This is a genomic window from Brevibacterium sp., assembly GCF_022712115.1.
GTDB lineage: Bacteria > Actinomycetota > Actinomycetes > Actinomycetales > Brevibacteriaceae > Brevibacterium > Brevibacterium salitolerans.
Genome location: NZ_JALAHB010000179.1, coordinates 1 through 26,291 on the forward strand (window position 1 = coordinate 1; position 26,291 = coordinate 26,291).

Below are 26,291 nucleotides of genomic sequence, written 5' to 3' on the forward strand. Positions count from 1 at the left end.
GAGGTGTCCACCTCACGGCCGCGGACGAACACCTTGCCGGTGGCGCCACGGCCGTACGTCTGGCCGAACACGCTCATCGCGAGCTCCGTGCGCCCTGCGCCCCTGGGCCCGGCGCCCCGGCTGCCTGGCGCGCCGCCCCCCCGCGCCCCGCGTGCGTCCCCCCGTTGTCTAACCCACGCGGCTCGCGTTTTGACTCCTGACTGAAGACCGCGCGAGCGGGGTCTGATTGCATGAGAGCACCGTGTGTCGGAGGTCACGCGGTCAGTGCGAATGAGGAGTCTCAGACACATGACGAAGCCCAGAATCGGTGTCATCGGCGTGGGGTCCATGGGCAGCATGGTCCTGTGGCAGCTGGCGAAGGCGGGAGTCGAGGCTGTCGGCTTCGAGCAGTTCGGGATCGGCCACGACCGCTCCGCGGCGGGCGGAGAGTCCCGCATGTTCAGGACGGCTTACATGGAGGGCGCCGACTACGTCCCGCTCCTCAAGGCCTCGCGGAAGCTCTGGGAGGAGCTGGGGGAGGAGACGGGCCTCGAGCTTCTCACCCTCTGCGGCGGACTCATGATCGGGCCGCGCGATCACCCCAGGATCGCCAATGTCATCCGCTCGGTGCGCGAGTTCGCGATCGACCACGAGATCCTCGAAGCGGAGGAGACGATGCGCCGGTACCCGCAGCACCGGCTCGGCGAGGGTGAGATCGCGGTCCTGGACCGGGAGGCGGGCTTCATGCGCCCGGAGCTGGCAGTCTTCGCAGCCGCGGAGCGGGCAGAGACCCTGGGCGCGGTCATCCACCGGCACACTGAGGTGGAGGCGATCGAGGAGACGGCCGCGGGCGTGAGGGTGAGCGCCGGAGGGCGCAGCCACGAGTTCGATCGCGTGATCGTCACGGCCGGACCGTGGACGGCGCGGTTCTTCCCGGCACTGGAGGAGAACCTCGTCCCGCGCAAGATCGTCATGACCTGGTATCTCTCCTCCGAGCCGGCGCGGTTCGCCTCCGAGAGCTTCCCGGTCTTCGGCAGGGTGGGCGGTCCCATCGACATCTTCGGTGTGCCCGCGCTGGAGGGGACGATGACGAAGATCGGCAGCGTCGACACCTTCGGCGACGTGCCCGACCCGGGCGCTCTCCACCGCGATGTCGAGCTCGCAGAGCTTCGCCACATCAACGGCGAGGTGGAGCGCTGCATGAACGGCCTGCGACCAGATCCCGCACGAATCTCGGTGCACATGGACGGGTACACGACGGACGAGCACGCAGTGGTGGGTGCGGTCCCCGGCAGCGAACGGCTGTTCGTCATGGGCGGCTACTCCGGCCACGGCTTCAAGCTCGCACCAGTCATGGGGGAGATCGGGAAGGATCTCGTCCTCACCGGATCCACAGCGCACGGCATCGATCACCTGGCACCGGGGCGCTATCTGTCCTGAGTGGTGTGCTCGTCCAGCGAATGCGGGGATCGCCCCCGAGGAATCGAGGAGTCATGAGAACGACCATGTACACACGTGCCGCGGGCGTCGCAGCAGCGTTGGCCCTGGGCATCGCCGCAGCCGGCTGCGGCAGCACCGATGGCGGTGGAGGAGGCATCACCCTGCGGGTGGCTGGGCAGAACAACGAGGAACACCCCAACACCACGGAGCTCGAGGCGATGGCCGAGGCCGTGGCGGAGGGGACCGACGGTCGGGTGACGATGGAGATCTACCCGAACAATCAGCTGGGTGACTACACCCTCATGTACGAGGAGATCAGTCAGGGAACGGTGGACATGGGGCTCATCTCCACGCCCACCCACCTGGACAGCAGACTGGAGATCCAGTTCCTGCCCTATCTGGTCACCACGTACGAGGACGTGCACGAGCACTACACCCTCGACTCCGTCCTCGGGCAGTCGATGCGGGAGATTCACCAGGATCAGGGCATCGAGCTGCTGGGGCTCTTCGCGGAGGGCTTCGGGGGGATAGCGACGAACAAACCGGCGGCAGACCCGGCCGACCCCACCGTCGACAAGGGCGTGCAACTGCGGGTCCCGGAGATCGCCATCACCGCGAAGAACACGCAGGACCTCGGGTTCAGCACTGTCTCCATGGCATACGCCGATGTCTACCAGGGGCTGCAGACCGGCGCGGTCGAGGGCTGGACCGGGGGCCATCCGCTGGTGAACTACCTTCAGTTCCGGGATGTCATCGACCACTACTACCAGTACAACAACTTCTTCGAGACGACACATGTCCTCATCAACCAGGAGACCTTCGAAGGGCTGTCCGTCGAGGACCAGGAGGTCATGCGCGAGGCCGGTCTGCAGCTGACCGAGAACAGCTACGAGATCGCGGAGTCGATGGAGGAGGAGTACCGCGGAAAGCTCGCAGACGAGGGCACCGAGGTCGTCGAGTTCAGCGAGGAGGAGCTGCGCTCCCTCGCCGAGCATTCGCGCACCCAGTCGTGGCCGGCCCTCGACGACCCGCAGCAGGTGGAGCTTTTGGAGAAGGTCGCTGAGTCCATGGGCCTGGACTACTGAGAGCTGACCCCGAGCGGTTGGAGGTGGTGCATATGAAGACTGCATTGGCAGCAGGCGCGCGAGGGCTCCTCGCAGTGCAGCGATGGATCATGTTCCTGTCCTGCGCGCTCATCATCGTGGGGCTCTTCAGCGAGGTCGTGCTCAGGTACGCCTTCGGGACGAGCATCCTGGGGATGAACGAGCTCATCGTCATCCCCGCCCTCTGGATGTACTTCATCGGTGCGTCGTATGCCTCCCATCAGGGCAGCCACATCTCTGCGAACGTGCTGCAGGTGTACCTGCGCGGGGAGCGGGCGCGGGCGGTGCTCAGGCTGGTGATCGCGGTCATCAGCCTGGGTCTGGCCCTCGTGTTCACCTGGTGGGGTGTGCTCTACCTCGTCAGCAGTGCGGAGCGAGGAGGGACCACTAGCGTGTTCGGGCTGCCGCTGCTGCTCTCGCAGAGCGCCGTCACCTGCGGATTCGTGCTCATGACCCTGTACGCGCTCACCGAAGTCCTCAGAGCGGCGCGCGAGGTGCGCGATGCAGGGGAAGACCGTGCGCTCGCACGGGAAGAAGGAGAGGACTGACCATGGAGATTCTCATCGGACTGCTCCTGCTCATCGTCATGCTGGTGGTGGGAGTGCCAGTCTTCTGGACGTTCCTCGGTGTGGCGATCTTCCTCGTGGTGAGCCTCGACTACGACCCGATCTTCCTCCTGCCCTACGGCTACAGTCAGCTGAACTCGCCTCTGCTCCTTGCGATCCCTCTGTTCATCATCGCAGGGAAGCTGATTGAGCGCGGAGGGTTGGGCGATGTCATCGTCGAGTGGACGGAGGTCTTGCTGGGGCGTATCAGAGGTGGTCTGGGAGTCACGACCGTCGTCGCGTGCGCTATCTTCGGTTCCATTTCCGGCAGCGCACTCGCCGCTCTCTCCACCATCGGCTCGATCATGTTCTCCAAGCTGCACCGCGCGGGGTATCCGCGAGGGTTCGCGGCGGCACTGGTGGCGAACGCCTCCATCCTGGGCCTGCTCATCCCTCCCAGCGGCATCATGATCCTTTACGCCTGGATCGCCAACGTCTCCGTACTGGCCGCGTTCCTCTCGACACTGCTGCCGGGGATCATCCTCCTGGTCCTGCTGAGTGCGATCAATCTGATCTTCATGCGAGGCAGGATGCGTCGTGGGGTCTCGGTGGGAGCGAAGGCGGGGGCGATGGGCAGGATGGGAGAGACGCCGGTCTCCCCGCAGGTCCCGGAGCGGATGCCGTTCGGAACGCAGGCGAAGGCGTTCGGGGCGAAGACGGTGAAGGGGATTCCTGCACTCGTCCTCCCGGTCATCATTCTGGGCGGAATCTACGGTGGTGTCTTCACTACCGTCGAAGCCGCTGTGGTGGCTGCGCTGTATGCGATTCCGGTGGGTCTGTGGGTGTACCGCCGCCTGCGCGTCTTCGAGCTCAGGGAGGTGCTCATCGAGGCGGCGGGCACCACCGGCGTGGTGATGGTGATGGCCTACGCGATGATGATCCTCAGCCGGGTCTTCACGATGGAGAACCTGCCTACGGCAGTGGGGGACTTCCTCTTCGCGATCTCGGAGAGCCCCGTCGTCATCCTCATCATGATCAATGTCTTCATCATCATCCTGGGCATGCTCATCGACGATGTGAGCGGCACGCTGCTCATCACGCCCATCCTGCTGCCAGTTGCGGTGGGGATCGGAGTGGACCCCATCCACTTCGCGGCGATCCTGGGGGTCAACCTCGGCATGGCGAACATCACTCCGCCCACGGCCCCGCTGCTGTACTTCGGCAGTCAGCTGGGCAACGCACCCATCAACGAGATGATGAAGCCCACGCTGGTCATGATCTTCTGCGCCTGGATTCCCACCCTCATTGCCACGACGTACATCCCGGAGCTCTCGCTCTGGCTGCCACAGATGATCCTCGATTACTGAGCGCACGCGCGACCGACCGTGGATCGGCGCGGGCGAGAACGGAGCAGACATGCAGCGAGCCGAGTTCGGCGTCATCGGAACCGGCACTCTGGGTGCCATGGCGCTGTGGCACCTTGCCCGGAGCGGACGGGAGGTCGTCGGCTTCGAGCAGCACTGGCCCGGCCACCAGAGGGGTGCAGCCGCGGGCGATACACGGTGGGTGCGCACGGCTTCCGAAGAAGCAGGCTGCGTGCCTCTCATGCAACGCGCCATCCCGCTCTGGCGGGAACTCGAGGAGGAGACGGGGCAGCGGCTCCTCGATCTGTGCGGAGGCCTGTACGTGGGTCGCGCGGACTCGTCCTTCATCCGAGGCGTGGCGCAGAACTGTCAGGAGTTCTCGCTCGCGCATGAGGTCCTCACCGCAGGGGAGATGCGTCGGCGGTTCACGCAGTTCGCCGTCGTCGACGACGAGGTGGGCATCTTCGAAGAGGCGGCAGGGCAGGTGCATGCGAGCCTTGCAGTCGCTGCGGCCGCCGGTGCTGCCCAGCGGCGCGGGGCGCGTCTGCTCAGCCGCACCCGCGTCGAGGCGGTGGACCTGACGGCAGACGGCGTTGTCGTCCGAGCTGCGGGCGAGGACTGGTGCTTCGACAAGGTTCTGATGGCCACTGGGCCTTGGGGCCGCGACCTGCTCCCGGATCACATTCCACACCTGGAGGTCGAACGCTTCCTCGTGTCCTGGTATCCGCTTGCTCCTGCGCATGAGCGAGGAAGCGCGCGTGAGCCGATTCTGGAACGCCAGGGTGCTGAGCACATCTTCGGGAGCTGGCCCTCTGTCGACGGACTGACCGCAAAGGTGGGCTTCGCTGCCCCTGTCGATCGGCTTGCGCACGCTGCGGACATGCACCAGGAAATCGCTGCCTCGGTAGTCGAGCTCACCGACGCTTATGTGCGCCGATGGCTGCCTGGGCTCCTTCCGCACAGTGTGCGCCATGCGGTGGGTATGGATGCACATGTCTCGGACCGAGGATTCCTGCTCGGCCCGAGTGGGCGTGACCCTCGGGTCGTGCTGGCGCTGGGAATGGCCGGGCACGGATTCAAGATGAGTCCGGCGACGGGATCCGCTGCTGCGGACTACCTCATGCATGGTGAGTCCCACGCAGACCTCGCCGCCTATCTGCCTGAGCGGTTCCCGGTGCTCCCCTTCCTCGACTATCGGGTGTGAGTCAGGAACCGCACCGGCGGGGGACACGGCTGATCACCGGACACGGTCGCGGAGCACGAGCCAGAGATGGAGCATGAGCCGATCGTGTCCGGAGCTGAGATCCGTTCCGGTCGCCTCCTCGAACTGTCGGAGTCGGTAGTAGACGGTCGTCCGGTGGAGGTGCATCTCCAGTGCCGTCGCGGCGGCGTTCCCTCCGGCGTCCAGAAAGGACCGCACAGTCGCGAGCGACTCGGCAGGCTGCGCGTCCACCGCGCTGCGCAGAAGTGCAGGCAGACCGGCGGACGGGATCTGCGCAGGCACCGCGCAGTGCAGGAGACCCCAGAGAGGATGATCGTCCCAGAAGATGCGCCGGTCGGTCTGTGCCTCCGTGAATGTGAGGGCAGCTCGGGCCTGGTCGTAGGAGACACGGGCATCTTCGGGAACCACAGGCCCTCCGATTCCGATGCGGGTGCCGGTTGCGGCATCGGGGCGCAGGGCCTCAAGACGCCGGAGCAGAGAATCGGTGACGATGCGGGCGGCGCCTCCGTCGGCCTCGACGGTGTCGAGGAGCGCGAACACGTGGTCTCCCACGAGGGTGAGCGATTGGCAGTCCCGGGCTGAGGTGCTCTGACTCCATGCGCGCCGCAGAGTGGAGAGGACGTCGGGATCCGTCGCCGCTGCCTGTGCTCCCGGAGCGGAGCCGATGACCACGGCGACAGCATGCCGACCAGTGCCGAAGAGACCGCGGGCGCGCAGCGTGTCCAGGGCAGCGGTGCGACAAGTGGATTCCTCGGAGAGGAGAGAACGCAGTGCTTCGCCTATCTCCTCATCCGTCTCCACCCGGCGGACCGCACGATCCAGCATCAGTTCCACGAGTTCCTCCTCCGCCTCCCGGCATGCGGCATAGTCGCTCTCGGAAAAGGCGTCGTCGTGGATGATCCACATGAGCCCGAGCAGTTCGGTTCCCGCGCGCAGCGGATAGATGAGCCGGTCGTTCTCGAACCCGAATCTGTGCATTGCCGGCAGCAGATACGGTTCCGTCCACGTGCGCAGACCATGGGAGAAGACGTATTCGCGCACAGGCCCCGGAGTCTGCCGTTCGACCAGGGTGCGAAGGCGGATCATGTCCTCGTCACCGAACTGGTGAGAGCTGTGCCCGATGTAGTTGAGATCCTCGTCGTCCACGGCGACGCTGCGGCGGATGCGATGGGCGAGCCTTTCGATCACATCCATGATCGTGTCTCTGTTCGACATATGTCGAAGGTACCGCGCAGGTCACCGCGATGGAACACGGCGTCTCTGCGTTGCGGCCACTGTTCGCGGGTGGGGACGTGGTGATCAGCTCCCCGCGGGTCCGTCTGCACGCGCAAACGGCGGTCGAGGCGAGCGGCGCTGGTCCTCGAGAACCTGCCCTGCCTCGAAAGCGGGAGAGCCTGGCCCGCTAGATCGACGTCGCTGCGGTCTGCGACGAGGGTCGGTCTCACGGAAGCCCTTGAGGTGCTCGCGGAAGCGCCCAGCGCCTATATGATCCCTTCATGCCACACGACAGCAGCGCGCCGGCAGGCGCTCCCGGCGGCAGCGCAGCCGCCCAGCAGGACGCCGTGACGGAGAAGCGCATCCTGCGCAAGGTCACGCTCCGCCTCATCCCGTTCATCATCGCGATGTACTTCATCAACTACCTCGACCGGACGAACCTCAGCATCGCGGGTCCGGGCGGCATGAACGAGGAGCTGGGGCTGACAGCCACGCAGTTCGGCTTCGCCGCCGGCGTCTTCTTCTTCGGCTACCTCCTCCTCGAGGTGCCGTCGAACCTCGCTCTCCACAAGTTCGGCGCGCGCGTCTGGCTGGCCCGCATCCTCATCAGCTGGGGCATCCTCGCCTCCGTCATGGCGTTCGTGCCCAACGCCGGCTGGCTGTACGTGGTGCGGTTCTTCCTGGGCGTGGCCGAGGCCGGCTTCTTCCCGGGCATCGTCCTGTACCTCACCTACTGGTTCCCCAACAGCGTGCGTGCCCGGGCGACCGCCCTCTTCATGCTTGCCATCCCGCTGTCCAACGTCGTGGGTGCGCCGTTCTCCACCTGGCTCATCGAGGTGGGCAACTCCCTCTTCGACTTCTCCGGCTGGCGCTTCATGCTCTTCATCGAGGGCCTGCCCGCCGTGGCGCTGGGCATCATGTGCATCTTCTACCTCACGGACCGCCCCAAGGACGCGAAGTGGCTGACGGCGGACGAGCGCACCTGGCTGCAGGGCCGCATGGACGCCGAGGCCGATGCCACCGCCGCCTCCCACCACACCGGTGTGAAGGCCTCCCTGGGCAATGTGCGCGTGTGGGCGCTGGGCTTCGTGTACTTCGGCTCCGTCTACGGCCTCTATGCCCTCAGCTTCTTCCTGCCCACGATCATCACCGGGTTCTCCGAGCGGTTCGGCACGGAGTTCAGCCTGGTCCAGGTGGGTCTCATCACCGCCATCCCCTACGCGTTCGGCGCGGTGGCGATGTTCCTCTGGTCGCGTCACGGCGACCGCACGGGGGAGCGCGTCTGGCACGCCGCACTGCCGCTGTTCGTGGGCGCCGTGGCGATCTCCGTGGCCCTCTACCTGACCTCGCCGTTCACCACCATGATCGCCGTCACCGTCGCCTGCGTGGCGATCTGCTGCGCGCTGCCGTGCTTCTGGCCGCTGCCGCAGGCGTTCCTCACGGGCGCGGCCGCGGCAGCCGGCATCGCGCTCATCAACACGATCGGCAACTCCGCGGGTTTCCTCGCCCCCTACGTCACGGGCTGGCTCACGGACCTCACCGGCACCTCGAACGCGGGCATGTGGGCGGTGGGCGGCGCCATGGTGGTCGCCGGCATCATCGTCCTGGCGCTGCGCGGCGGCGCGCCGGTGCAGAAGACCGTCCCGGCGGAGTGAGTGCAGGAGTAGCCTTACCGGGTCCGGCACCGTGGATGGGCGCCGGCACCCGCCCCCACACGTGAAGGAGACCTCGTCCCATGGACAGCGCGCGGATGGACACGGCACGGACGGACACAGCTCGGGCGAGCGCCGTGCGGATGGGGCCGGCGCAGATCGCCGAACAGCTCGGCCCCCGCCTCGGCGACGGCGTCCTGGTGGTCGACCCGGACGTCATCAGCGCACACTCCAAGGACGAGGCCCTGTTCTGCCCGCACGACGGCGCGGTGGCGCTGGTGCGGGCGAAGACTCCGGAGGACGTGCAGGAGACTCTGCGATTCGCCCACGCGCACCGCGTCCCCGTGGTGCCCCAGGGCGCGCGCACCGGCATCTCCGGCGGCGCGAATGCGAGCGAGGGTGCGATCCTCCTCAACGTCTCCGCGATGAACGCGGTCCTGGAGGTCAACACCGCCGAACGCACCGTGCGGGTGCAGCCGGGCATCATCAACCAGGACCTCAAGGACCACCTGGTGCCGTTCGGGCTGTCCTACCCGCCGGACCCGGGCTCGGTGGCGATCTCCTCGATCGGCGGCAACATCGCCACCAACGCCGGCGGGCTGTGCTGTGTGAAGTACGGCGTCACCAGGGACTACGTCCGCAGCATCGACGTGGTGCTCGCAGACGGCACGCGCACCACCTTCGGCCCGCAGACGGCGAAGGGTGTGGCCGGTCTGGACATGCGTGGGCTGTTCATCGGCTCCGAGGGCACACTGGGCGTCGTCGTCGAGGCCACACTGCGGCTGATCCCGCTGATGCCGGAGCCCGTCACCGCGATCGGCATCTTCCCGGACGAGCGCTCCGGCCTGCAGACGGTCGCGGACTTCATGGCAGCCGGCGGGCAGCCCAGCCTCTTCGAGTTCCTCGACGGCACGAGCATCCGGATGCTCACCGCCTACGGGGACTTCGGTCTGGACGAGGAAGCCGGCTCGATGCTGCTGGTGCAGTTCGATCAGACGCCGGCCGAGGCCGCGGCCATGCTGGAGCAGTTCCAGGCCGTCGCCGAGGCCGCGGGCGCGCTCGACGTGGCCGTCTCCGATGATCCCGCGGACTCCGCCGCACTCATCGCCGCGCGCAGGATGATCCAGCCCGCGTACGAGAAGTTCGCGCACGCCCACGGCGGCGGACAGCTGCTCGACGACGTGTGCATTCCGCGTGCGGCCATGCCGGAGTTCTGCGAGCGGCTCACGCAGCTGCGGCAGCGGTCCGACCTCACGATCGCCCTGGTGGCGCATGCCGGTGACGGCAACACGCACCCGTCCGTGTTCTTCGACGCGAACGATCCCGCGGAGACGGAGAAGGCCCAGTCCGTGTTCGGGGAGATCATGGGGATCGGCCTGGAGCTGGGCGGCACGATCACGGGCGAGCACGGGGTGGGGCACCTCAAGGCGAGCTGGCTGGCGAAGGAGCTGGACGAGGGATCCCGGTGGGCCCAGCGGGCCGTCAAGGACGCCCTCGACCCGCACGGGATCCTCAACCCGGGGAAGATGCTCTCCCACATCTGAGCTGCGTGCCCTGGGCGGCTGCCTGCTGCCTGCCGCCGCGCGGTGAGTCGACGCACGGATGCTCGCGCTGTGCGGAGCCAGTGTCTCGGACCTGCCGGGAGTGTTCGCCTTGCCTTCTCGCGGAGTGCCGTGGAGGATCGTGTCAGCAGGACGATCTGCCCGCAGGCCAGCGCGGCAGGCACAGACGATCGCCGAGGTGTCCCATGCCGGAGCCCATGCACGACCCGTCCCCGCAGGGAGCAGGGGCGCAGCCGCAGGGTGCTCAATGGCCCCAGCCGCAGGAGCAGGGACCCCAGCAGCAAGCGCAGTGGCCTCAGGCTCAGCCCCAGCCCCAAGCGCAGCGGCCCCAGCCGGAGCCGCCTCATGCAGGCTCGCAGCAGCCGCGCGGACCGGACGCACAGCCGTCGGCCTCCGGTGGGTGGCGTGAGCGCGGCGCAGCACTGGTGGATCGCGGCCGGACAGCCGCCGCCGGGGGCGCGCAGCACCTGCAGGGCGCTGCCGCAAAGGCCGCCGGCGCAGCGCGGGAGGGCTGGCAGCAGCGAGACGCGATCCGCGAGAACGCCGCGGACCGTGCCCGTCGCTGGACGGACTCGGGGGCCTCGGCGGCGGATGCGGTCTTCACCAGAGCGGCCGAGCACTCCTCAGCGGCGGCCGCACGCGGACAGCAGGTCGTCGACACCGCCGCCGCGCATTCCACCGCGGCCTGGGAGCGGAGCCAGGAGGCGTACCGGGCCGCGAGCTCCGTACCCGTCGACGCACAGGGCCGGCCGCTGCGCCCGTGGGAGGTGCGTGCTGCTGCAATCCTGGGGCTCGTCGCGCCGCTGTTCGTGGTCGCGGCGATCATCATGATGGCGACCACGAGCGGACGGACGCTGCGCATGCTCGGATTCCTGCTGCAGAGCGCGGGGAGCACGACGGAGGCCGAGGCGCTCACCACCGCCGGCGAGGTCTCCTCCGGGCTCGCCCAGGTGATTCTGGCAGTGGGCATCACGATGGGCGTCGTGGTGATCGCCGCCTTCGCGCTCTACGCGTGGCGGGTCCTCGCCGGCCGAGGCCGCGCGCGCTGGATCGCGCTCGCCGCGCTGGTGCTGGCGTTCTTCCTGGTCACACCCCTCAGTCCGATCCTCATGACCTGCTTCCTGCTGCTCGGCACCGCGAGCGTGGTGTGTGCGTTCCTGCCGCGCGCCTCGGCCTGGTTCGCCCGGCACCGTACCTTCGCCGGACCGCAGTCCACTCCGCACAGCGCACCTCTCACCTGAGTGAGGTGCCCGTGGAGCGCTCCACCAGCAGGTCGATCGCCACGCCGGGAGGCAGTGCGCCGTACTCGCGGCCCCGGTCCGCGCCCAGGCGCGCAAGCACGAACGACTCGGCCACGGCCTCGGGCGCGGACTCCTGCAGCACGGCGGCCTGCAGGAGCAGCGCCATCCGTTCCACAAGCACGCGGCCGCCCTGCTGGAGCTGTGCCATCGCACCCGCGTCACCGCCCTCGATCACCGTCGCGGCCCGGGTGAGATCAGCGGCGAGGCGTTCGTAGGCCGCATCGAAGTCCGCGTACCGCCCCAGCCCGGACTCCAGGTAGGCGAGGAACGCCTTGGCACTCTGCGGGCTGCGGGAGAGCGCGCGGATGACGTCGAGGACGATGACATTGCCGGAGCCCTCCCAGACCGCCATCACAGGCTGCTCCCGGTAGCGCATGGCCAGCGGGAAGGACTCCGTGTAGCCGTTGCCGCCCAGGCACTCGAGCGCCTCGTAGGCGTGCTCTGGCCCGCGCTTGCACACCCAGTACTTGGCGACGGCAGTGGCGATCCGGCGGAACTCCGCGGCGTCACCGGATTCTGCGGTGGCGCCGGTGCCCGCGGGAGCGCGTGTGCCGGAGGCGGTGTCCTGACCTGCGTGTGCGCCCGCGCCCACGGCGTCGTGCGCCGAGGCGATGTGGAGTGCGGTCCAGGTGGCGGCCTCGGCCTCGAGCTGGAGGTCTGCGATGACAGCGCGCATGAGCGGCTGGTCGATGAGCCGCGCGCCGAACGCGGAGCGGTGCGAGACGTGCCAGGCGGCCTCCGCGACGGCCTGCCGCATTCCCGCCGCGGAGCCGAGGATGCAGTCCAGGCGCGTCCGGCTGACCATCTCGATGATGGTGCGCACGCCGCGGCCTGGCTCTCCCACGAGCCAGCCGTGCGCGGCGTCCAGCTCGATCTCGCTCGAGGCGTTGGACTTGTTGCCCAGCTTGTCCTTGAGGCGCTGGATGCAGAGCGGATTGCGTTCTCCGCCGGGCAGGATCCGGGGCACCAGGAAGCAGCTGACCCCTTCCTCCAGCTGTGCGAGCACGAGGAAGGCGTCCGACTGCGGCGCGGAGCAGAACCACTTGTGGCCCGTGAGCAGGAAGTGCCCCTCCGTGACGCCGCCGAATCCCTGTGGGGCGCCCTCGTACGGCACAGCGCGGGTGGTGTTGGCCCGGACGTCGGAGCCGCCCTGCTTCTCCGTCATCGCCATGCCGAAGGTCACGGCGTCCTTCTCCGCGGCGTCGACGAGGCGGGGGTCGTACTCCCGGGAGAGCAGGCGCGGCACCCAGAAGTCCGCGTGCGGGGTGCCCTGCAGGGTGGCGACGGCCGAATGCGTCATCGACACCGGGCAGCCGTGCCCCGGCTCCACCTGGCTGAACAGCATGAATCGCGCCGCGCGTTCCGCGTTCGCACCGGGCCCGGTGGCCTGCCAGGCGGCGGAGTGGGCACCCGCTGCGAGCGCCTCGCCGATGATCCGATGGTAGCCGGGGTGGAACTCCACATGGTCCACGCGGTGGCCCCAGCGGTCGTGGCTGGAGTGCCGGGGCGTGCTCTCGTGGACGAGGGCGGCGTCGTGCTGGAACGAAGCGCTGCCCACGAGCATGCCGATCCGTGAGAGCTCTGCGAGATCTGCCGCGGGCGCGTACGTGCGCACGGCCTCGACGAGTGCGGTGTTCGCGGCGAATTCGTCGACCTCCGTGCGCGGTGCCGCCTGGTTCTCTACGGTGTGCGTGGTCATGGTGAGACTCCTATGGCTCGATGGGTGAAGACGGTCATGTCCGCGATGAGCGCTGCGGCCTCCGCCTCGCTGAACTCGCTGCGTCCGGAATCGTGGATGGGCTCCTGCAGGCAGCCGCTCAGGGCCCCGGACAGCGCGCGTGCCGTGAGGCCGGTGTCCTGCTCCGGGATCTCGCCGGCGTCCACGCCGGCCTGCAGACGGGCGGCGATCGCCGCGGCATAGCTGGTGCGGAAGGAGAGCCGCTCGGTCTCGACGTCCGCGGGCAGGGCCTCGAAGAGGAGGGCGTCGGCCAGGCGTGCGCCGGCCAGTGCGCGGGAGATGAAGGTGGAGACGAGGCCCGAGGCGGCCTCGGCGATGGTCTCCGCCTCCTCCAGCGCGCGGGTCACGGCCGCGAGCTCGTGCCCCGCGGCGTGGGCGAAGGCGCCGCGCAGGAGCGCTGCCCGGTCCGGGAAGTACGTGTAGAGCAAGCCGGGGGAGCAGCCGGCACGGGCGGCGACGGACTTCACCGTCGCGCTTGCGAAGCCGGATTCCGTGAGGAGCGCGCGGGCGGCCTCCGCGATGGAGGCGGCGCGGTCCGCCGCGTTCTGCCGCGTGCGCGGGGTGGATCTGTACAGGGTGCTGCGCTCCTTTCCGGCAAGAATTGAATCGTGGTTCAATAGACGCATTGTGACACCTAGCACAGGGAGTGGGCAATGAAGCTCAGCACGATGCTGCGGACGACCGTGAGGCGCGTTCCGGAGGGAGAAGCACTGGTCAGCGGTGAGCGACGGTGGACCTATCGCGCGCTGCTGGAGGACGCGGAGAAGGCCGCCCGTGTGCTCGCGGACCGCGGCGTGAAGCCCGGGGACACCGTGGCGGCGATGTCCTTCAACGAGCCGGAGTTCCTGCTCACCGCCTTCGGCTCCTGGATCCTGGGTGCCACGTTCGTGCCGGTGAACCACAAGATGCAGGCGCCGGAGGTGGAGTACACCGTGCGGCATTCGGGCACAGTGCTGGGAGTGGTGAGCGGGGAGCTGGCGGAGATCGCCCGGAGGGGCGGGCCGGACATCGGATGGCTCACCACCGCGGAGCTCTCCGCGCTCATCGCGGAGGCGGAGCCGTGGGAGGAGACCCACGACGATGACGAGGCACCCGCCCAGGTCCTCTACACCTCGGGCACCACGAGTGCGCCCAAGGGGTGCGTGCACCTCCACCGCACGCTGGTGCAGCTCGCCACTCAGCTCTCCCTGAACCTGGGCTACGAGAGCGACGAGCGCATCCTCGTGGCGATGCCCATCTGGCACTCAGCACCGCTCAACGTCTGCACGCTGCCGGTCCTCTTCATGGGCGGCACCGTGGTCCTGCAGCGGGAGTACCACCCCATCGGCTCGCTGGAGATGATCGCGCAGGAGTCGATCACGACCTTCTTCGGCCCCACGGTGGCGTACCTGGCGCCCTTCCGCGCCTGCCAGGCGGCGGGGCGGGACTTCGCGGACTTCGACTTCTCGACCGTGCGGCGCTGGACGTTCGGCGGCGCGCCCATCGATGCAGCGGCGACGGAGAAGATCGTCAGCAGCTATCAGCCGGGCGGGCACTACCAGCTCTTCGGGATGTCCGAGACCGGGCCCAGCGGCTCCGTGCTCAGGCCGGAGGAGCAGCTGCGCAAGCCCGGCAGCATCGGCCGTGCCGCGATGCTGGGCGTGCAGATGCGCGTGGTCACCGCCGCGGGGGAGGACGCAGTTCCGGGGGAGTCCGGGGAGATCTGGTTCCTCGCGGACACCACCATGAAGGAGTACCTGGGCAATCCGGAGGCCACCGCCGCCGCGTTCGAGGGGCGCTGGTACAAGACCGGGGACATCGCGCGGGTGGACGAGGACGGTTACCTGTACGTGGTGGACCGGATGAAGGACGTGGTGATCGTGGGCGGGGAGAACGTCTTCTCACTCGAGGTCGAGGAGGCGATCGCGCTCCACCCGGAGGTTGCGGACGTCGCCGTGGTGGGCAGGCCGGACCCGGAGTGGGGCCAGCAGCTCGTCGCGTTCATCACCCCGGTGGAGGGGGCCGAGGTGACTGCGGAATCACTGCGCACGTTCCTGGAGCCGCGGCTGGCCCGGTACAAGATCCCGCGTGAGGTGGTGCTGCGGGAGGCGCTGCCGCGCAATCCCTCCGGCAAGATGCTCAAGCACAGGCTGCGCGAGGACGCAGCGGAGCTGGCCGGCTGAGGCATGCCTGTGATAGGGGCGCTCAGCCGGCGGTGAGCGCCCCCACCGCCTGCACGATCACGATGGCCGCGCCCAGCACGGACGCGATCACACCGATGAGGAAGAGCGCTCTGCTGCTGATGCGCGTGAGCACGAGTGAGGACAGCAGGAGGCCCACGACCATGAAGGGGGCCAGCCAGGCGGCGGCGAGGACGTGGTGGAGCGTGAGCGCGCCGCCCAGGGCCAGACCGGTCAGCGACATCGCGGTGCCGAAGGTGAAGTAGGCGTTGATCGTCGCGCGGATCTGCGAGGGCGCGAGGCTGCGCATCACCAGGGCGATGGGCGGTCCGCCGATGCTCGTGGAGGTGCCGAAGAGTCCGGAGGCCGCTCCTGCGATCATCACGTTTCCCGTGGTGGGCGCGGGCTTCCAGCCGACCAGGCTGAAGGCCACGCCGCCCAGAACCGCTGCTGCCAGGATGAGTGAGAGCGCGGTGCTGGGCAGGAGCGCGACGGCCAGCGCGCCCAGCACCACACCCGGAATCCGCCCGATGAGCGCCCACATCACGATCCGCCAGTCCACGCTCGTGCGCTCGCGCAGGAACATCGCGACGGACAGCGCCACCGTCAGCAGGATGAGCGTGGCGGGGAGGAGGTCCGGCCGGACGATCGCGAGGACGGGAGCGGCCATCATGCCGAGGCCGAAGCCGATGGCGCCCTGCAGGCACGAGGCCGCGAGGATGACGAGTCCTATGCCGATGATCTCCACGGAAGCCAGAATAGTCAGCTCTGACCGGATTGCTCTCGGCTGCCCGCCATGCGGAGGGGTGGGCTGCGGAGCTCGACCTCCATGCTGCCTTGGTGCGGACTGTGAACCGGCTGGACAACATGCGTGAGGTTTGCCACTATCGAACGCTGACCAGCCACACCACTGGAGCGATCCAGGCGAATACGGGAGACCCGATGACCCAGCAGGCACCGGCGGCGAACTCGCCGGCGACCAACAGGAGGGTGCTGATCGGCAGCCTCAGCGGCAGCGCGATCGAGTGGTTCGACTTCTTCCTCTACGCCACCGCCGCGGCGATCATCTTCGACAAGCAGTTCTTCCCCTCCGACGATCCTCTGATCTCGCAGATGCTCGCCTACCTCACGCTCTCCCTCACCTTCTTCATCCGGCCCGTGGGCGGAGTGATCTTCTCGCACATCGGCGACCGGATCGGCAGGAAGAAGACCCTCGTCATCACGCTCTCGCTCATGGGCGGGGCCACCGTGGCGATCGGCCTGCTGCCCACCTACGACCAGGTCGGCATCCTCGCGCCGCTGCTGCTCATCCTCTGCCGCATCATCCAGGGCATGGCGATCGGCGGTGAGTGGGGTGGCGCGCTCCTGCTGGCGTTCGAGTACGCGCCGGAGCATCGTCGCGGGTTCTTCGGCTCCGTGCCGCAGACCGGCATCACCATCGGCATGCTGCTCTCCACCCTCGCCTTCTCGCTGGTGAGCTCGCTGCCGGACGGGCAGTTCGAGGCATGGGGGTGGCGCCTGCCCTTCCTCGCGAGCATCATCCTCGTGATCGTGGGGCTCTGGATCCGCAACGGCCTGGCGGACACGCCGGCGTTCCGGGAGAACCAGGCCTCCGGCAACGTCTCGAAGCTGCCCATCAAGGACACCCTGCGGGACCACTGGCGCTCCGTCCTCGTGGCAGTGGGTGCCAAGGTCGTGGAGACCGGCCCGTTCTACGTCTTCGCGACCTTCGTCGTCAGCTATGCCACCGGCATCCTGGACTTCGAGCGGTCGACGGCGCTCAATGCGGTGAGCGCGGGAGCCTTCGTCAGCACGATCGTCATCCTGCTCATGGGGCGGCTCTCGGACAGGACCGGACGCCAGGCCATGTTCCTCGGCGGCACCATACTGGTGGGGATCTTCGCGGTGCCGTTCTTCCTCCTCCTCGACCTGCGGATGGACTGGGCGATCTACGCGGCGGTCGTGATCGGCCTCGGGATCGTCTGGCCGCCGGTCACCGCGACGCTGGGCACCTTCACCTCGGAGATCTTCAGCACTCGCGTCCGCTACACCGGCGTGACGCTGGGGTATCAGATCGGCGCGGCGGTGTTCGGCGGGACCGCACCGCTCATCGCCACCTGGATGCTCTCGGAGTTCGAAGGCGCGTGGTGGCCGATCGCCGCCTATCTCATCGGGCTCGCCGTGCTCTCGCTCGTGGCCGTGAGCTGTGCGGGGCCGGTGCGGCGCAAGGAGGCGGAGCTCATGCGCAGACGCGGGCTCGCCGAGGCTGCGGCGACGGTGGGCTGAGGCCTGCGGGGCGGGCCCGCCGGGCCGGGCTGCTCAGCACGAAGCGGCGCAGAGAACGGGACTCTGCGCCGCTTCCGTCTGCGGCTGAGGGAGGTGCTTCTCAAGCGGGCACGCCGAAGGTCGCGCCGATCACCAGAGCGACGGCGGCGATGACGCTCCAGAGGATGATGAGCCGCCAGATGAACTTCACCCACAGCTCGTAGGGGATGCGGGCGACGGCGAGGTAGCCCATGAGGGCGCCGGAGGTGGGGATGATCGAGTTCGTGATCGCGTCGCCGTACTGGTAGGCCAGGACAGCGACCTGCCGGTCGATGCCCAGGAGGTCCGAGAGCGGCACCATGAGCGGCATGGTGGTGGCGGCCATGCCGCTGCCGGAGGGGATGAAGAAGTTCAGGATCGACTGGAAGACGAACATGCCCAGCACGGTGAGCACGGAAGGCCAGTGCGAGATCCCCTCCGCGATGGCGTTGATGATCGTGTCGAGGGTCTGGCCGTCCTGCATGACGACGAGGATCGCCCGGGCGAACCCCACGATCAGCGCGCCGAAGACCACCTCCCGCATGCCGTCGACGAGGCCGGCGAACGAACCGTTCACGCCCATACCGCCGATGAGACCGCAGAGCAGGCCCACCACGAAGAAGCTGGCGGCGAGTTCGTCGAGGAACCAGCCCCACTGGAAGACGCCCACCATGTTCACGACGATTCCGCCGGCGAGTGCGATCAGGACGACTGCGCGGCGCGGGGTGAGCTCCGGGATCTCCTCGCTGACGGCGTAGGCGGTGGATCCGGGTCCGCCGATCCGCCCGTAGAGGATCGAGTTGCGCGGGTCGCGCTTGACCTTGTCCGCGTAGCGCATGACATAGAAGATGCCCACGGCGAGGATGACGACATAGACGGCGGCGCGGAACCAGAGGCCGGAGAACAGGGGAACTTCCGCGATCCCCTGGGCGATACCCACGGTGAACAGATTCATCATGCCACCGATGAATCCGGCCGCGGCACCCATCGAGACCATCGCCGTTCCGACGATCGCGTCGTATCCCAGGGAGAGGGCGATGCCCACTCCGATGGGCACGAAGATGATGCACTCCTCGGAGAGGCCCACCGTGAAGCCGAGTACGGAGAAGGTGAGCATGACGAGCGGGATGATGAGACGCTCGCTGCGGCCGATCCGCGTGACCAGCGCATTGATCCCGGCGTCGATGGCTCCGGTCGCCTTGATGATGCCGAAGGCGCCGCCCACGAGGAAGATGTAGAAGACGATCTGTGAGGCCTCCGCGAGGCCGCGGGGAACGGCGGTGAAGATGTCGAAGAAGCCGATGTGGGTCTTCTCCACCGTGGTGAAGGAGCCCGGCACGACCATCTCGCGGCCGTCCTGCTCGATGCGCTCGAAGGCGCCGGAGGGGATGAGGTACGAGGCGATGCCCACCAGCACCACGACGGAGAAGATGAGGGCGTAGGTGTGCGGGATCCTCGGCTTGGACAGGAAGCCCGTCCCGCCGCGCTTGCTGGACGGCTTGTCCGTAGTTTCATGCATAGTTCCGGAAGTTTATACATGACGGTGCTGCGAAGTGCGCGGTGGCGCCGATTCTGAGACTGCCGAGGTGATGACGCGGCACGCGTCTGTCGGTGGGTCTTGACGGTGATGGAAATCACAGTCTAGGTTGAATGAACACTTTCTCCCTTGTGTTCGGCAGGCCGAGCACTACGTGAAGGACTGTCTATGCGATCAGACACCGGTGTCGATCTGCTCGGTGCCCGGCTGCGCACCGCGCGTCTCATGCAGCGCCGCTCCATGCGCGAGCTGGCGAGGGAAGCGGAGATCAGCGTGGGGCATCTCAGCGGCATTGAGAGTGGCAAGGCCAATGCCTCGGTGGCCACTATCAGCGGCCTCTGCAGGGCGCTCGGGATCACGGTCGGGGACCTCTTCGCCCCCGAGCCGCCCCCTCTCACTCCGGTGAGGGGTAGAGAGCGGGAGGTCCTGCGTGCTGATGAGTGCGTTACGAAGAAGGCCATCCTCAAGGAGACCGGGCAGGCCGTCGACATCTACGAGGTCGACCTCCGTCCTGGCGGGTCCACGGGAGGAGACAACAGACACCCGGGCTGCTCGGAACTGATCTACGTCTTGGAAGGCGAGGTTACGGTGCGACTCGACCATTCCTCCGCCGTGTTGGAAGCGGGAGACAGCATCCACTTCCCCTCGGAGGTCGAACACGAGTTCTCCAACACCTCGGACTCCCCGGCGCGGATCCACTGGGTCGTCGTCAGGCAGAAGGGCGGTGTTGTCTGATGCGCCGAGCCGCCGGAACCGCGATCGCGGTCGCCGCTCTCATGTGCGCGGTCGCCGGCTGCACTCCCGTGAAGACGGAGACCACGGGCGCGCTCGCCGTGGGTGACGATGTCCCGCTCACGGGCGAAATCGCCGCGATCGCACAGATGGTGCCCGAGGACGTCGCCGAGGATGGTGCCCTCACTGTGGTGACGAGTGACGGAATGGCACCCCTCAACGTTCCTGACACGGCAACTGGCGAGGTCGAAGGGTTCAATCCCGACCTCGCTCGACAGGTGGGGGCAGTGCTGGGCCTGGAGGTGGACATCCACGCCGTGACCCTCGACCAGATCATCCCCGGCATCGAGGCCGGTCGCTACGAGACCACGTTCTCCAATATGAGCATCGAACCGGAGCGGCTCGAAGTGCTGGACTTCGTGCAGTACTACTTCTCCTCGACCGGGCTGGGAGTCCTCGCGGGCAACCCGGCAGGGGTGGATCCCGAGCGTCTCTGCGGGAAGACAGTGGGTGTGGCGACCGGGTCATTCCAGATGACGAAGGTGCTCCCAGACCTCTCCGAGGAGTGCCGCTCCGAGGGGCTCCCGCCGGTGGACGTCTCTGCCTTTCCTGACCAGCAGAAGGCCGCGCTCGCCCTGCTGAGTGGTCGGGTCGATGCGACATCGATGGACGGGCCCGTGCTGGCCTTCGCCTCGGCGCAGGAGCCCCGGATCGAGGAGGGGGCGCGGATGACCGAGGGCTCCAATGTAGGGATCGGCGTGCCCAAGGATACGGGCATGGCCGAGGCGATGTCGGCTGCGGTGCAGGAGCTCATGGACAACGGGGTCTACGAGAGGCTGCTGGACAAGTACGGGATGCGCGAACTCGGCATCGACGAAGCGAAGGTGGAGAGATGAGCAGTGATGCCCAAGCGACCGTGACCACGGAGATTCTCCCGCCCAGGAAGACCGGAACACGGATCTTCGGCTATGGGGTGCTCGCGCTGGTGGTGGTCCTCACCGCGGTCGTCGCGACCAATCCCAACTTCCGCTGGGCGACAGTGGGCGGCTTCCTCTTCGATCCCAACATCTTCGTGGGCATTGCCAACACCCTCCTCCTCACGGTGCTCTCCATGGTCGCGGGCACCGTGATCGGGACGGTACTGGCCCTCATGAAGCTGTCCAAGGCCACTCAGCTGCACGTCGTCGCTGAGGGCTACATCTGGCTGTTCCGAGGGATTCCGCTGCTGGTGCAACTGCTGTTCTGGTTCAACCTCGCGGCGCTGTTCCCCACGCTGGGCATCGGGGTGCCGGGAACCGGGGCCTTCCTGGAGCTCAACGCGAACGAGCTCATCAGCCCGTTCATGGCAGGGTTCCTCGCGCTCGCACTCCACGAATCGGCTTATATGGCGGAGATCATCCGCTCCGGCATCCTCTCGATCGACCGGGGTCAGACCGAGGCCGCCGAGGCGCTGGCCATGAGGCCCGGGCAGATCATGCGGCGGATCATCCTCCCGCAGGCGATGCGGGTGATCGTCCCGCCCACGGGGAACCAGGTCATTTCGATGCTCAAGACCACATCGCTGGTGAGCGTCATCGCGCTCAACGACCTGCTCTACTCCGCACAGATCATCTACTCGTCCAACTACCAGGTGATCCCGCTGCTGCTTGTCGCCTCCATCTGGTACCTGGTGATGGTCACGGTGCTCACCCTTGTCCAGGGGCGGGTTGAGCGGTACTTCAGCCGGAGTACGCATGTCGTCACATCCAAGTGAGGAGAGTGAACCGATGAGTGGCAACGCGGTGGACATCACCCATGTTTCCAAACGGTTCGGGAACAATGAGGTTCTCACCGACATCAGCTTCGACGTACGAGAGGGGGAAGTCGTCTGCCTGCTCGGGCCCTCGGGCTCCGGCAAGTCGACCCTCCTGCGCTGCATCAACCAGCTCGAGGTCGTCACCACTGGGGATGTGCTCGTCTTCGGCAAGCGGGTGGGCTATGAGGAGGTTGCGCCCGGCACGCTCCGGGTGACATCGCCGGAGAGGCTCGCGGAGTCTCGCCGCGAGATCGGCATGGTGTTCCAGCGCTTCAATCTCTTCCCACACATGACCGCGCTCGAGAACGTCATGGAAGCGCCGGTGCAGGTCCGCCGCATGCCAAAGGTGGAGGCGGCCGAAGCTGCGCGTGCCCAGCTGAAGCGGGTGGGGCTCTCAGACAGGGCCGAGTTCTATCCCTCTCAGCTCTCCGGCGGCCAACAGCAGCGGGTGGCGATCGCACGGGCTCTCGCGATGCAGCCGCGGATCATGCTCTTCGATGAGCCGACTTCAGCCTTGGATCCCGAGCTGGTGGGCGAGGTCCTCAGCGTCATCAAGCAGCTGGCTGCGGAGGGCATGACGATGCTCGTCGTCACGCACCAGGTGCAGTTCGCCCTTGACGTCGCCGATCGCGTCGTCTTCATGGACGGGGGAGTGATCGTAGAGGAGGGCCCGCCCGTCCGGGTGGTCGAGCACGCGCAGAGCGAGCGCGCCAGGAAGTTCTTCTCCGAGCTGCGAAGGGCGTGAGAGCGATGAGCGGACACGTGACATACGCCGTAGTGGGGCTGGGCTCCGCCGGTTCCTTCGCTCTGCGCTCCCTGGCGCGGGCCGGCCACAGCGTCGTGGGTTTCGAGGCCGGTGGCGTGGCCAACGACCGGTCCGCGGTAGGCGGCGACACCCGCCTCTACCGGCGTCTCTACCTCGAGGGGCCTGAATACCACGACCTCCTCGAACGTGCCCTGGAGCTCTGGGGGGACGCGAACCGGACCAGCCCGGACTCGTTCGTCCAGTGTGGGGCGCTGAGCATTGTGGAGGCCGCAAGTGAGGCCGCGGACACGCTGTCGAGGTACGGGGAGCGTTTCGGCATCCCCTACCGCAGGCTCGACGGGGATGAGCTCAGACGGGAATATCCACAGCATCTCTGCGGCCCGAGTGAGATCGGCTTCCTCGACCTTTCCGGCGGATTCGTGCGCACGGACGTCGTCGTCAGGCAAGCGGTCGAGGACGCCCGCACCGCGGGCGCGGAAGTGGTGGAGGAACAGGTGCTCTCGGTCGAGTCGACAGAGGCAGGGGCGCAGGTGGTGACTGCGGCGGGCACCTGGCAGGTCGAGAAGGTCGTCGTCGCGGCTGGAGCTCGGTCCGGCATGCTCTTGGAGGCCGTGCGCCGCCACACCGAGCCTCGGCGCCTGCTCATGACCTGGTTCCAGGCGCAGGAACCTGTTGCCTATGCGCCGAGGTCCTTCCCCGTCTTCACTCGCGAGACCGGAGACCATCACATGTACGGTGCTCCAGCCCTGGACGGACGGCATGTGAAGGTATCGGGGATCGTCTCCCATCAGCCGCTTGAGTTCGAGGCTGGCGGCTATGACTACGGGCAGGGACCGAAGCAGGAGGAACTGCGCACCTGTGAGGCGGCGGTCGCCGCCTCGTTCGCGGGTCTACACCCCGTACCTGTGCGCTCGGCCGTGTATCCGGACCTCTACTCCGCGGACAGAGGCTTCATTCTCGACTGGGCGGATCGGCACACGCGGATCTTCGCGGCCACTGGCTTCTCCGGCAAGGGCTTCAAGATGTGCTGCGCGCTCGGCGAGCACGCTGCTCAGGTGCTCTCGGGTGAGGCGGCGAGACTCCCGGCCTTCGCTCTTAGTCGGTTCGACCGGTAGCCGCGGTGCCCGAGGGAGACGGAGACCTCCTCAGCTCGGATCTTCGCGCTCCGGGTCGCGGGACATGTCTGCTCGCGCAGTCAGTGTCCGCCGGGGTGTCGCGGCGGACTCCGGAGCGGTTGAATCCAGCTGGGCGAGGACGATGTCGACCATGTCCCGCCCGGCTTCCTCGACCGGTTGAAGCACGGTCATCAGTGAGTTGAGAGCCTGTGCAGAGCCGATGAGGTCGTCACCCGCTGCCACTGTGAAGTCCTCGGGGATTCTCCGCCCTCGGGTCCCCAGTCCGTGCATGAGGCCTAGAGCAAGGAGTCCGTTGTAGGCCACCGCGGCGGTGACACCGGTCGGTGCGAGGAGATCGGCCACCTCGACTCCGGCGCCAAAGGTCGGTTCGACCGGCCCGAATACCTCCACCGCCTGGCCGAACCCAGCTGTGAGCGAGGACAGCCGGGCTCCATCTGCGGCCGAGCCTGCAGGTCCGCCCACGTACGCGACGCGCAAGTGTCCGCCCTCACGCAGCCGCCGGCCCAGCTCTGCGAAGGCGGGAGCTGTGTCGATGGCGACGGAGGGAACATCGGGTACGACGCGGTTGAAGGTAACGACGGGGATCGCGTCCGCGAGCTCGGCGAGGTGGGGGTCGGCCAGGCGTGTCCCGGCGAGCAGCACGGCATCGACACGCCCTCGCAGACGTGCGAGCTGTGAGGCTTCCCGCTGCGGGTCCGAGCGTGAATCCGCTACCACGAGGTCATAGCCGGCAGCTTCGGCGCGGTTCTGTGCACCAGCGATGAGAGGTGGGAAGTACGAACTCGCCAGTGAGGGGACGGAGAACCCGATCAGCATGGTACGCCCTGTGGCCAATGCCCGCGCCGAGGCGTTGTGCTGGTAGCCAAGACGCTCCGCGGCGGAGCGGACGGCCTCACGCGTGGAGGCCGCGACCATCTGCGGGCGGGAGAGAGTGCGCGAGACCGTGGCGGAGGAGACACCGGCCAGGCGCGCAACGTCGTCGAGGGTAACCACCCCTTCTCCTCTCCGTGTGGCCGTCGTTGTCCGTCACAGTAGCCGAAGTCTTGACATTGCTGTGCGGGGGAGTGAACCATGGTCTGCAAGCGCTTGCATCAGCGGTCCGGAGACCTGACTGCTGACGCAGAGGGGCGAACAGCGCAGGGCTGTCGCGGGGAGCTGAGGGGACGAAGATACGTGACATCGCAATTCGCCGGCGGCGCTGAGCCCGTCCGCAACTCTGCAGATGCAACCGGCGTGGCGGGCGGTGCGGAGGACGACCGCTCCGCTCTTTCTGAAAATGCAGGCTGGGGTGAGCGCATCTTCCGGCTGCGTTCCCGGGGCTCGACTGGCTGGCGGGAGTTCACCGCCGGCATCAGCATGTTCCTCGCATCGGCGTACTCCGCAGTCGTCATTCCGGGTATGCTGGCGGATGCAGGTCTCCCCCGCGGAGCCGCGACGACCGCGGTCCTCATCGTCGTGGTGCTCGCCACCGCCCTCATGGGCCTGTACGCGAACATGCCGTTTGTGCTGGCGCCCGGCCTCGGCGGTGTTGCCCTCGTTGCGTACACCCTCGTGTTGGGCGAAGGCGTCCCGTACCCGGTTGCGATGGGAATGGTCTTCTGGTCTGGTGTGGCCTTCCTACTTCTCACTCTCTTCGGAATCCGCGGCCTCATCACGCAGATGATCCCTACGAACATCCGGCTGGCGATCGGCTCCGGCATCGGCCTGTTCATTGCGTTCATCGGGTTCCGTTCAGCGGGTCTCGTGGTTGCAGGTGAGGATTCCCTCGAGCTGGGCGATCTGGGCGGCGCCTCGGCTGTGGTCGCTCTTGTGGGGCTCGTGGCGCTCGTGGGAATGCAGTCGCGGAAGGTGCCCGGATCGTTCGTCATCGTGATCGTGGGGCTGACCCTGGTGGGCATCCCACTGGGGCTCACGGAGATCACCGGCGACCTGCTCCAGCCGCCGGAAGGTGTGGGCCCGCTGATTCTGGACATCGACGTCATGGGTGCACTGGCTCCGCACTATCTTCCCTATCTCTTCGCCTTCTTCGCTGCGGAGTTCTTCTCCGCCACCGGCATCGTCATGGCAGTTTCAGAGAAGGTCGGCCTGCCTGATTCTCAGATGCGCAAGCCCTTCATCGTGGACTCCACCGCGATCATCGCGGGGTCCCTCCTCGCAGCCCCCAGCGTGACGACCTACGCGGAGTCCACTGCCGGGTCCGAGTCCGGCGGTCGTACGGGGCTCACTTCGCTGTGGACAGCGGCCTGCTTCGCGCTGCTTCTCGTGTTCGCACCGTTCGCCGCGGCGATCCCCGCGGCTGCGACCGCGCCGGTCCTCATGTTCGTCGGCCTGAAGATGCTCACCGGTTTCGTCCGCGTGGATGTCTCCGATCTCACCGAAGCAGTTCCGGCGACGCTCGTAGTCGTGTGCACGCTGTTGTGGGGCAACTTCGGCACGGGCATTGCCGCAGGCCTCCTGAGCTACGTGCTGGTGAAGATCTTTGCCTGGCGGCTGCGGGAGGTGAGCGTGGGTATGTGGATCATGGCCCCGTTCCTCGTCTACTTCTTTGTGACTTCCGTTCACTGACCCGTTCGGCTGCCCCGACCCACGGAGGTGCCGCCCTCCCTCGCCGGTCGGCCTCATTCGTCAGTCGGATCCCGCCTGATCCGTTCCGCCCCAAGGAGACCAATGCGCAAGAAGACAGATCTGCTCGTCCATCTGCCCGGCACGGAGCGTGCCGATACCTTCGGCGAGCTCGCCGC

Annotated in this window: 22 protein-coding genes; 16 read left to right on the forward strand and 6 right to left on the reverse strand. The window is 67.5% G+C overall.

Going from position 1 to position 26,291, the window contains the following annotated elements:
• The first annotated feature begins 288 nt into the window (after nucleotides 1-288).
• The 5 genes from solA (Q0A33_RS10010) to solA (Q0A33_RS10030) are packed head-to-tail and all read left to right on the forward strand — an operon-like array spanning nucleotide 289 to nucleotide 5,635.
• On the forward strand, nucleotides 289-1,419 hold the full coding sequence (gene solA, locus Q0A33_RS10010) for an N-methyl-L-tryptophan oxidase (RefSeq protein ID WP_291795772.1): 1,131 nt from the start codon (nucleotides 289-291) through the stop codon (nucleotides 1,417-1,419).
• Nucleotides 1,420-1,472: 53 nt separating this feature from the next.
• Complete coding sequence (dctP, locus tag Q0A33_RS10015; RefSeq protein WP_291795775.1) at nucleotides 1,473-2,504, forward strand: TRAP transporter substrate-binding protein DctP; 1,032 nt, start codon at nucleotides 1,473-1,475, stop codon at nucleotides 2,502-2,504.
• Nucleotides 2,505-2,536: 32 nt separating this feature from the next.
• A complete protein-coding gene (locus tag Q0A33_RS10020; RefSeq protein ID WP_291795778.1) occupies nucleotides 2,537-3,070 on the forward strand; it encodes a TRAP transporter small permease in 534 nt (177 codons plus the stop codon).
• 2 nt (nucleotides 3,071-3,072) lie between these two features.
• Nucleotides 3,073-4,434: a TRAP transporter large permease subunit gene (locus Q0A33_RS10025; RefSeq protein WP_291795780.1), complete on the forward strand. Its 1,362-nt coding sequence runs from the start codon at nucleotides 3,073-3,075 to the stop codon at nucleotides 4,432-4,434.
• Between the two features lie 49 nt (nucleotides 4,435-4,483).
• The gene (solA, locus tag Q0A33_RS10030) at nucleotides 4,484-5,635 is read left to right on the forward strand and encodes an N-methyl-L-tryptophan oxidase (RefSeq protein ID WP_291795782.1); all 1,152 of its coding nucleotides are present in this window, start codon (nucleotides 4,484-4,486) and stop codon (nucleotides 5,633-5,635) included.
• 33 nt (nucleotides 5,636-5,668) lie between these two features.
• Here the strand turns inward: solA (Q0A33_RS10030) and Q0A33_RS10035 are convergent, their stop codons facing one another.
• A complete protein-coding gene (locus Q0A33_RS10035; protein ID WP_291795785.1) occupies nucleotides 5,669-6,868 on the reverse strand; it encodes a helix-turn-helix domain-containing protein in 1,200 nt (399 codons plus the stop codon).
• 281 nt (nucleotides 6,869-7,149) lie between these two features.
• On the opposite strand from Q0A33_RS10035, the gene Q0A33_RS10040 reads away from it, so the two are divergent.
• From Q0A33_RS10040 to Q0A33_RS10050, 3 genes are all read left to right on the forward strand, one after another.
• A complete protein-coding gene (locus tag Q0A33_RS10040; protein ID WP_291795788.1) occupies nucleotides 7,150-8,523 on the forward strand; it encodes an MFS transporter in 1,374 nt (457 codons plus the stop codon).
• A gap of 140 nt (nucleotides 8,524-8,663) precedes the next feature.
• Nucleotides 8,664-10,064 (forward strand): FAD-linked oxidase C-terminal domain-containing protein, encoded by a 1,401-nt coding sequence (locus tag Q0A33_RS10045; protein WP_291795832.1) that lies wholly within the window; start codon nucleotides 8,664-8,666, stop codon nucleotides 10,062-10,064.
• A 443-nt stretch (nucleotides 10,065-10,507) separates the two neighbouring features.
• A complete protein-coding gene (locus tag Q0A33_RS10050) occupies nucleotides 10,508-11,323 on the forward strand; it encodes a hypothetical protein (protein WP_291795791.1) in 816 nt (271 codons plus the stop codon).
• On the opposite strand, the gene Q0A33_RS10055 is transcribed toward Q0A33_RS10050, so the two are convergent.
• Both Q0A33_RS10055 and Q0A33_RS10060 read right to left on the reverse strand, forming a co-directional pair.
• Nucleotides 11,316-13,082 (reverse strand): acyl-CoA dehydrogenase family protein, encoded by a 1,767-nt coding sequence (locus Q0A33_RS10055; RefSeq protein ID WP_291795794.1) that lies wholly within the window; start codon nucleotides 13,080-13,082, stop codon nucleotides 11,316-11,318. The genes Q0A33_RS10050 and Q0A33_RS10055 overlap by 8 nt on opposite strands.
• Nucleotides 13,079-13,747 (reverse strand): TetR/AcrR family transcriptional regulator, encoded by a 669-nt coding sequence (locus Q0A33_RS10060; protein WP_291795797.1) that lies wholly within the window; start codon nucleotides 13,745-13,747, stop codon nucleotides 13,079-13,081. The genes Q0A33_RS10055 and Q0A33_RS10060 overlap by 4 nt, the downstream gene beginning before the upstream one ends.
• A gap of 27 nt (nucleotides 13,748-13,774) precedes the next feature.
• Here Q0A33_RS10060 and Q0A33_RS10065 point away from each other — a divergent pair, with 27 nt between their 5' ends.
• Nucleotides 13,775-15,283, forward strand: a complete 1,509-nt coding sequence (locus tag Q0A33_RS10065) for an AMP-binding protein (RefSeq protein WP_291795801.1) — start codon at nucleotides 13,775-13,777, stop codon at nucleotides 15,281-15,283.
• Nucleotides 15,284-15,305: 22 nt separating this feature from the next.
• Here Q0A33_RS10065 and Q0A33_RS10070 read toward each other — a convergent pair whose 3' ends face one another.
• Nucleotides 15,306-16,028 carry a sulfite exporter TauE/SafE family protein gene (locus tag Q0A33_RS10070; RefSeq protein ID WP_291795804.1) on the reverse strand — a complete coding sequence of 241 codons (723 nt, stop codon included), beginning with the start codon at nucleotides 16,026-16,028 and terminating at the stop codon, nucleotides 15,306-15,308.
• Nucleotides 16,029-16,222: 194 nt separating this feature from the next.
• Between Q0A33_RS10070 and Q0A33_RS10075 the strand changes: the two genes are divergently transcribed.
• On the forward strand, nucleotides 16,223-17,566 hold the full coding sequence (locus Q0A33_RS10075) for an MFS transporter (RefSeq protein WP_291795806.1): 1,344 nt from the start codon (nucleotides 16,223-16,225) through the stop codon (nucleotides 17,564-17,566).
• 100 nt (nucleotides 17,567-17,666) lie between these two features.
• Here Q0A33_RS10075 and Q0A33_RS10080 read toward each other — a convergent pair whose 3' ends face one another.
• Nucleotides 17,667-19,103 carry an AbgT family transporter gene (locus Q0A33_RS10080; RefSeq protein ID WP_291795809.1) on the reverse strand — a complete coding sequence of 479 codons (1,437 nt, stop codon included), beginning with the start codon at nucleotides 19,101-19,103 and terminating at the stop codon, nucleotides 17,667-17,669.
• A gap of 186 nt (nucleotides 19,104-19,289) precedes the next feature.
• Between Q0A33_RS10080 and Q0A33_RS10085 the strand changes: the two genes are divergently transcribed.
• From Q0A33_RS10085 to Q0A33_RS10105, 5 genes are read left to right on the forward strand one after another with little or no spacing between them, the layout of a single operon-like run.
• Entirely contained in the window at nucleotides 19,290-19,856 is a 567-nt protein-coding gene (locus tag Q0A33_RS10085) for a cupin domain-containing protein (RefSeq protein WP_291795812.1), read from the forward strand.
• Nucleotides 19,856-20,749: an ABC transporter substrate-binding protein gene (locus Q0A33_RS10090; RefSeq protein WP_291795814.1), complete on the forward strand. Its 894-nt coding sequence runs from the start codon at nucleotides 19,856-19,858 to the stop codon at nucleotides 20,747-20,749. Before Q0A33_RS10085 ends, Q0A33_RS10090 begins: the two co-directional genes overlap by 1 nt.
• Nucleotides 20,746-21,606: an amino acid ABC transporter permease gene (locus tag Q0A33_RS10095; protein WP_291795817.1), complete on the forward strand. Its 861-nt coding sequence runs from the start codon at nucleotides 20,746-20,748 to the stop codon at nucleotides 21,604-21,606. The genes Q0A33_RS10090 and Q0A33_RS10095 overlap by 4 nt, the downstream gene beginning before the upstream one ends.
• A gap of 13 nt (nucleotides 21,607-21,619) precedes the next feature.
• On the forward strand, nucleotides 21,620-22,393 hold the full coding sequence (locus Q0A33_RS10100; RefSeq protein WP_291795821.1) for an amino acid ABC transporter ATP-binding protein: 774 nt from the start codon (nucleotides 21,620-21,622) through the stop codon (nucleotides 22,391-22,393).
• 17 nt (nucleotides 22,394-22,410) lie between these two features.
• Nucleotides 22,411-23,529 (forward strand): FAD-dependent oxidoreductase, encoded by a 1,119-nt coding sequence (locus Q0A33_RS10105; protein WP_291795824.1) that lies wholly within the window; start codon nucleotides 22,411-22,413, stop codon nucleotides 23,527-23,529.
• Nucleotides 23,530-23,559: 30 nt separating this feature from the next.
• Here Q0A33_RS10105 and Q0A33_RS10110 read toward each other — a convergent pair whose 3' ends face one another.
• On the reverse strand, nucleotides 23,560-24,543 hold the full coding sequence (locus Q0A33_RS10110) for a LacI family DNA-binding transcriptional regulator (protein WP_291795826.1): 984 nt from the start codon (nucleotides 24,541-24,543) through the stop codon (nucleotides 23,560-23,562).
• Between the two features lie 180 nt (nucleotides 24,544-24,723).
• On the opposite strand from Q0A33_RS10110, the gene Q0A33_RS10115 reads away from it, so the two are divergent.
• Nucleotides 24,724-26,115, forward strand: coding sequence for an NCS2 family permease (locus Q0A33_RS10115; RefSeq protein ID WP_291795829.1), 1,392 nt, complete (start codon nucleotides 24,724-24,726; stop codon nucleotides 26,113-26,115).
• The last annotated feature ends 176 nt before the right edge of the window (nucleotides 26,116-26,291 follow it).

Bases quoted from the DNA above. Each gene is read 5' to 3' on its own strand.
- solA (WP_291795772.1), top strand. From the start codon at position 289: ATGACGAAGCCCAGAATCGGTGTCATCGGCGTGGGGTCCATGGGCAGC.
- dctP (WP_291795775.1), top strand. From the start codon at position 1,473: ATGAGAACGACCATGTACACACGTGCCGCGGGCGTCGCAGCAGCGTTG.
- Q0A33_RS10020 (WP_291795778.1), top strand. From the start codon at position 2,537: ATGAAGACTGCATTGGCAGCAGGCGCGCGAGGGCTCCTCGCAGTGCAG.
- Q0A33_RS10025 (WP_291795780.1), top strand. From the start codon at position 3,073: ATGGAGATTCTCATCGGACTGCTCCTGCTCATCGTCATGCTGGTGGTG.
- solA (WP_291795782.1), top strand. From the start codon at position 4,484: ATGCAGCGAGCCGAGTTCGGCGTCATCGGAACCGGCACTCTGGGTGCC.
- Q0A33_RS10035 (WP_291795785.1), bottom strand. From the start codon at position 6,868: ATGTCGAACAGAGACACGATCATGGATGTGATCGAAAGGCTCGCCCAT.
- Q0A33_RS10040 (WP_291795788.1), top strand. From the start codon at position 7,150: ATGCCACACGACAGCAGCGCGCCGGCAGGCGCTCCCGGCGGCAGCGCA.
- Q0A33_RS10045 (WP_291795832.1), top strand. From the start codon at position 8,664: ATGGGGCCGGCGCAGATCGCCGAACAGCTCGGCCCCCGCCTCGGCGAC.
- Q0A33_RS10055 (WP_291795794.1), bottom strand. From the start codon at position 13,082: ATGACCACGCACACCGTAGAGAACCAGGCGGCACCGCGCACGGAGGTC.
- Q0A33_RS10060 (WP_291795797.1), bottom strand. From the start codon at position 13,747: ATGCGTCTATTGAACCACGATTCAATTCTTGCCGGAAAGGAGCGCAGC.
- Q0A33_RS10065 (WP_291795801.1), top strand. From the start codon at position 13,775: ATGAAGCTCAGCACGATGCTGCGGACGACCGTGAGGCGCGTTCCGGAG.
- Q0A33_RS10075 (WP_291795806.1), top strand. From the start codon at position 16,223: ATGACCCAGCAGGCACCGGCGGCGAACTCGCCGGCGACCAACAGGAGG.
- Q0A33_RS10080 (WP_291795809.1), bottom strand. From the start codon at position 19,103: ATGCATGAAACTACGGACAAGCCGTCCAGCAAGCGCGGCGGGACGGGC.
- Q0A33_RS10085 (WP_291795812.1), top strand. From the start codon at position 19,290: ATGCGATCAGACACCGGTGTCGATCTGCTCGGTGCCCGGCTGCGCACC.
- Q0A33_RS10090 (WP_291795814.1), top strand. From the start codon at position 19,856: ATGCGCCGAGCCGCCGGAACCGCGATCGCGGTCGCCGCTCTCATGTGC.
- Q0A33_RS10095 (WP_291795817.1), top strand. From the start codon at position 20,746: ATGAGCAGTGATGCCCAAGCGACCGTGACCACGGAGATTCTCCCGCCC.
- Q0A33_RS10100 (WP_291795821.1), top strand. From the start codon at position 21,620: ATGAGTGGCAACGCGGTGGACATCACCCATGTTTCCAAACGGTTCGGG.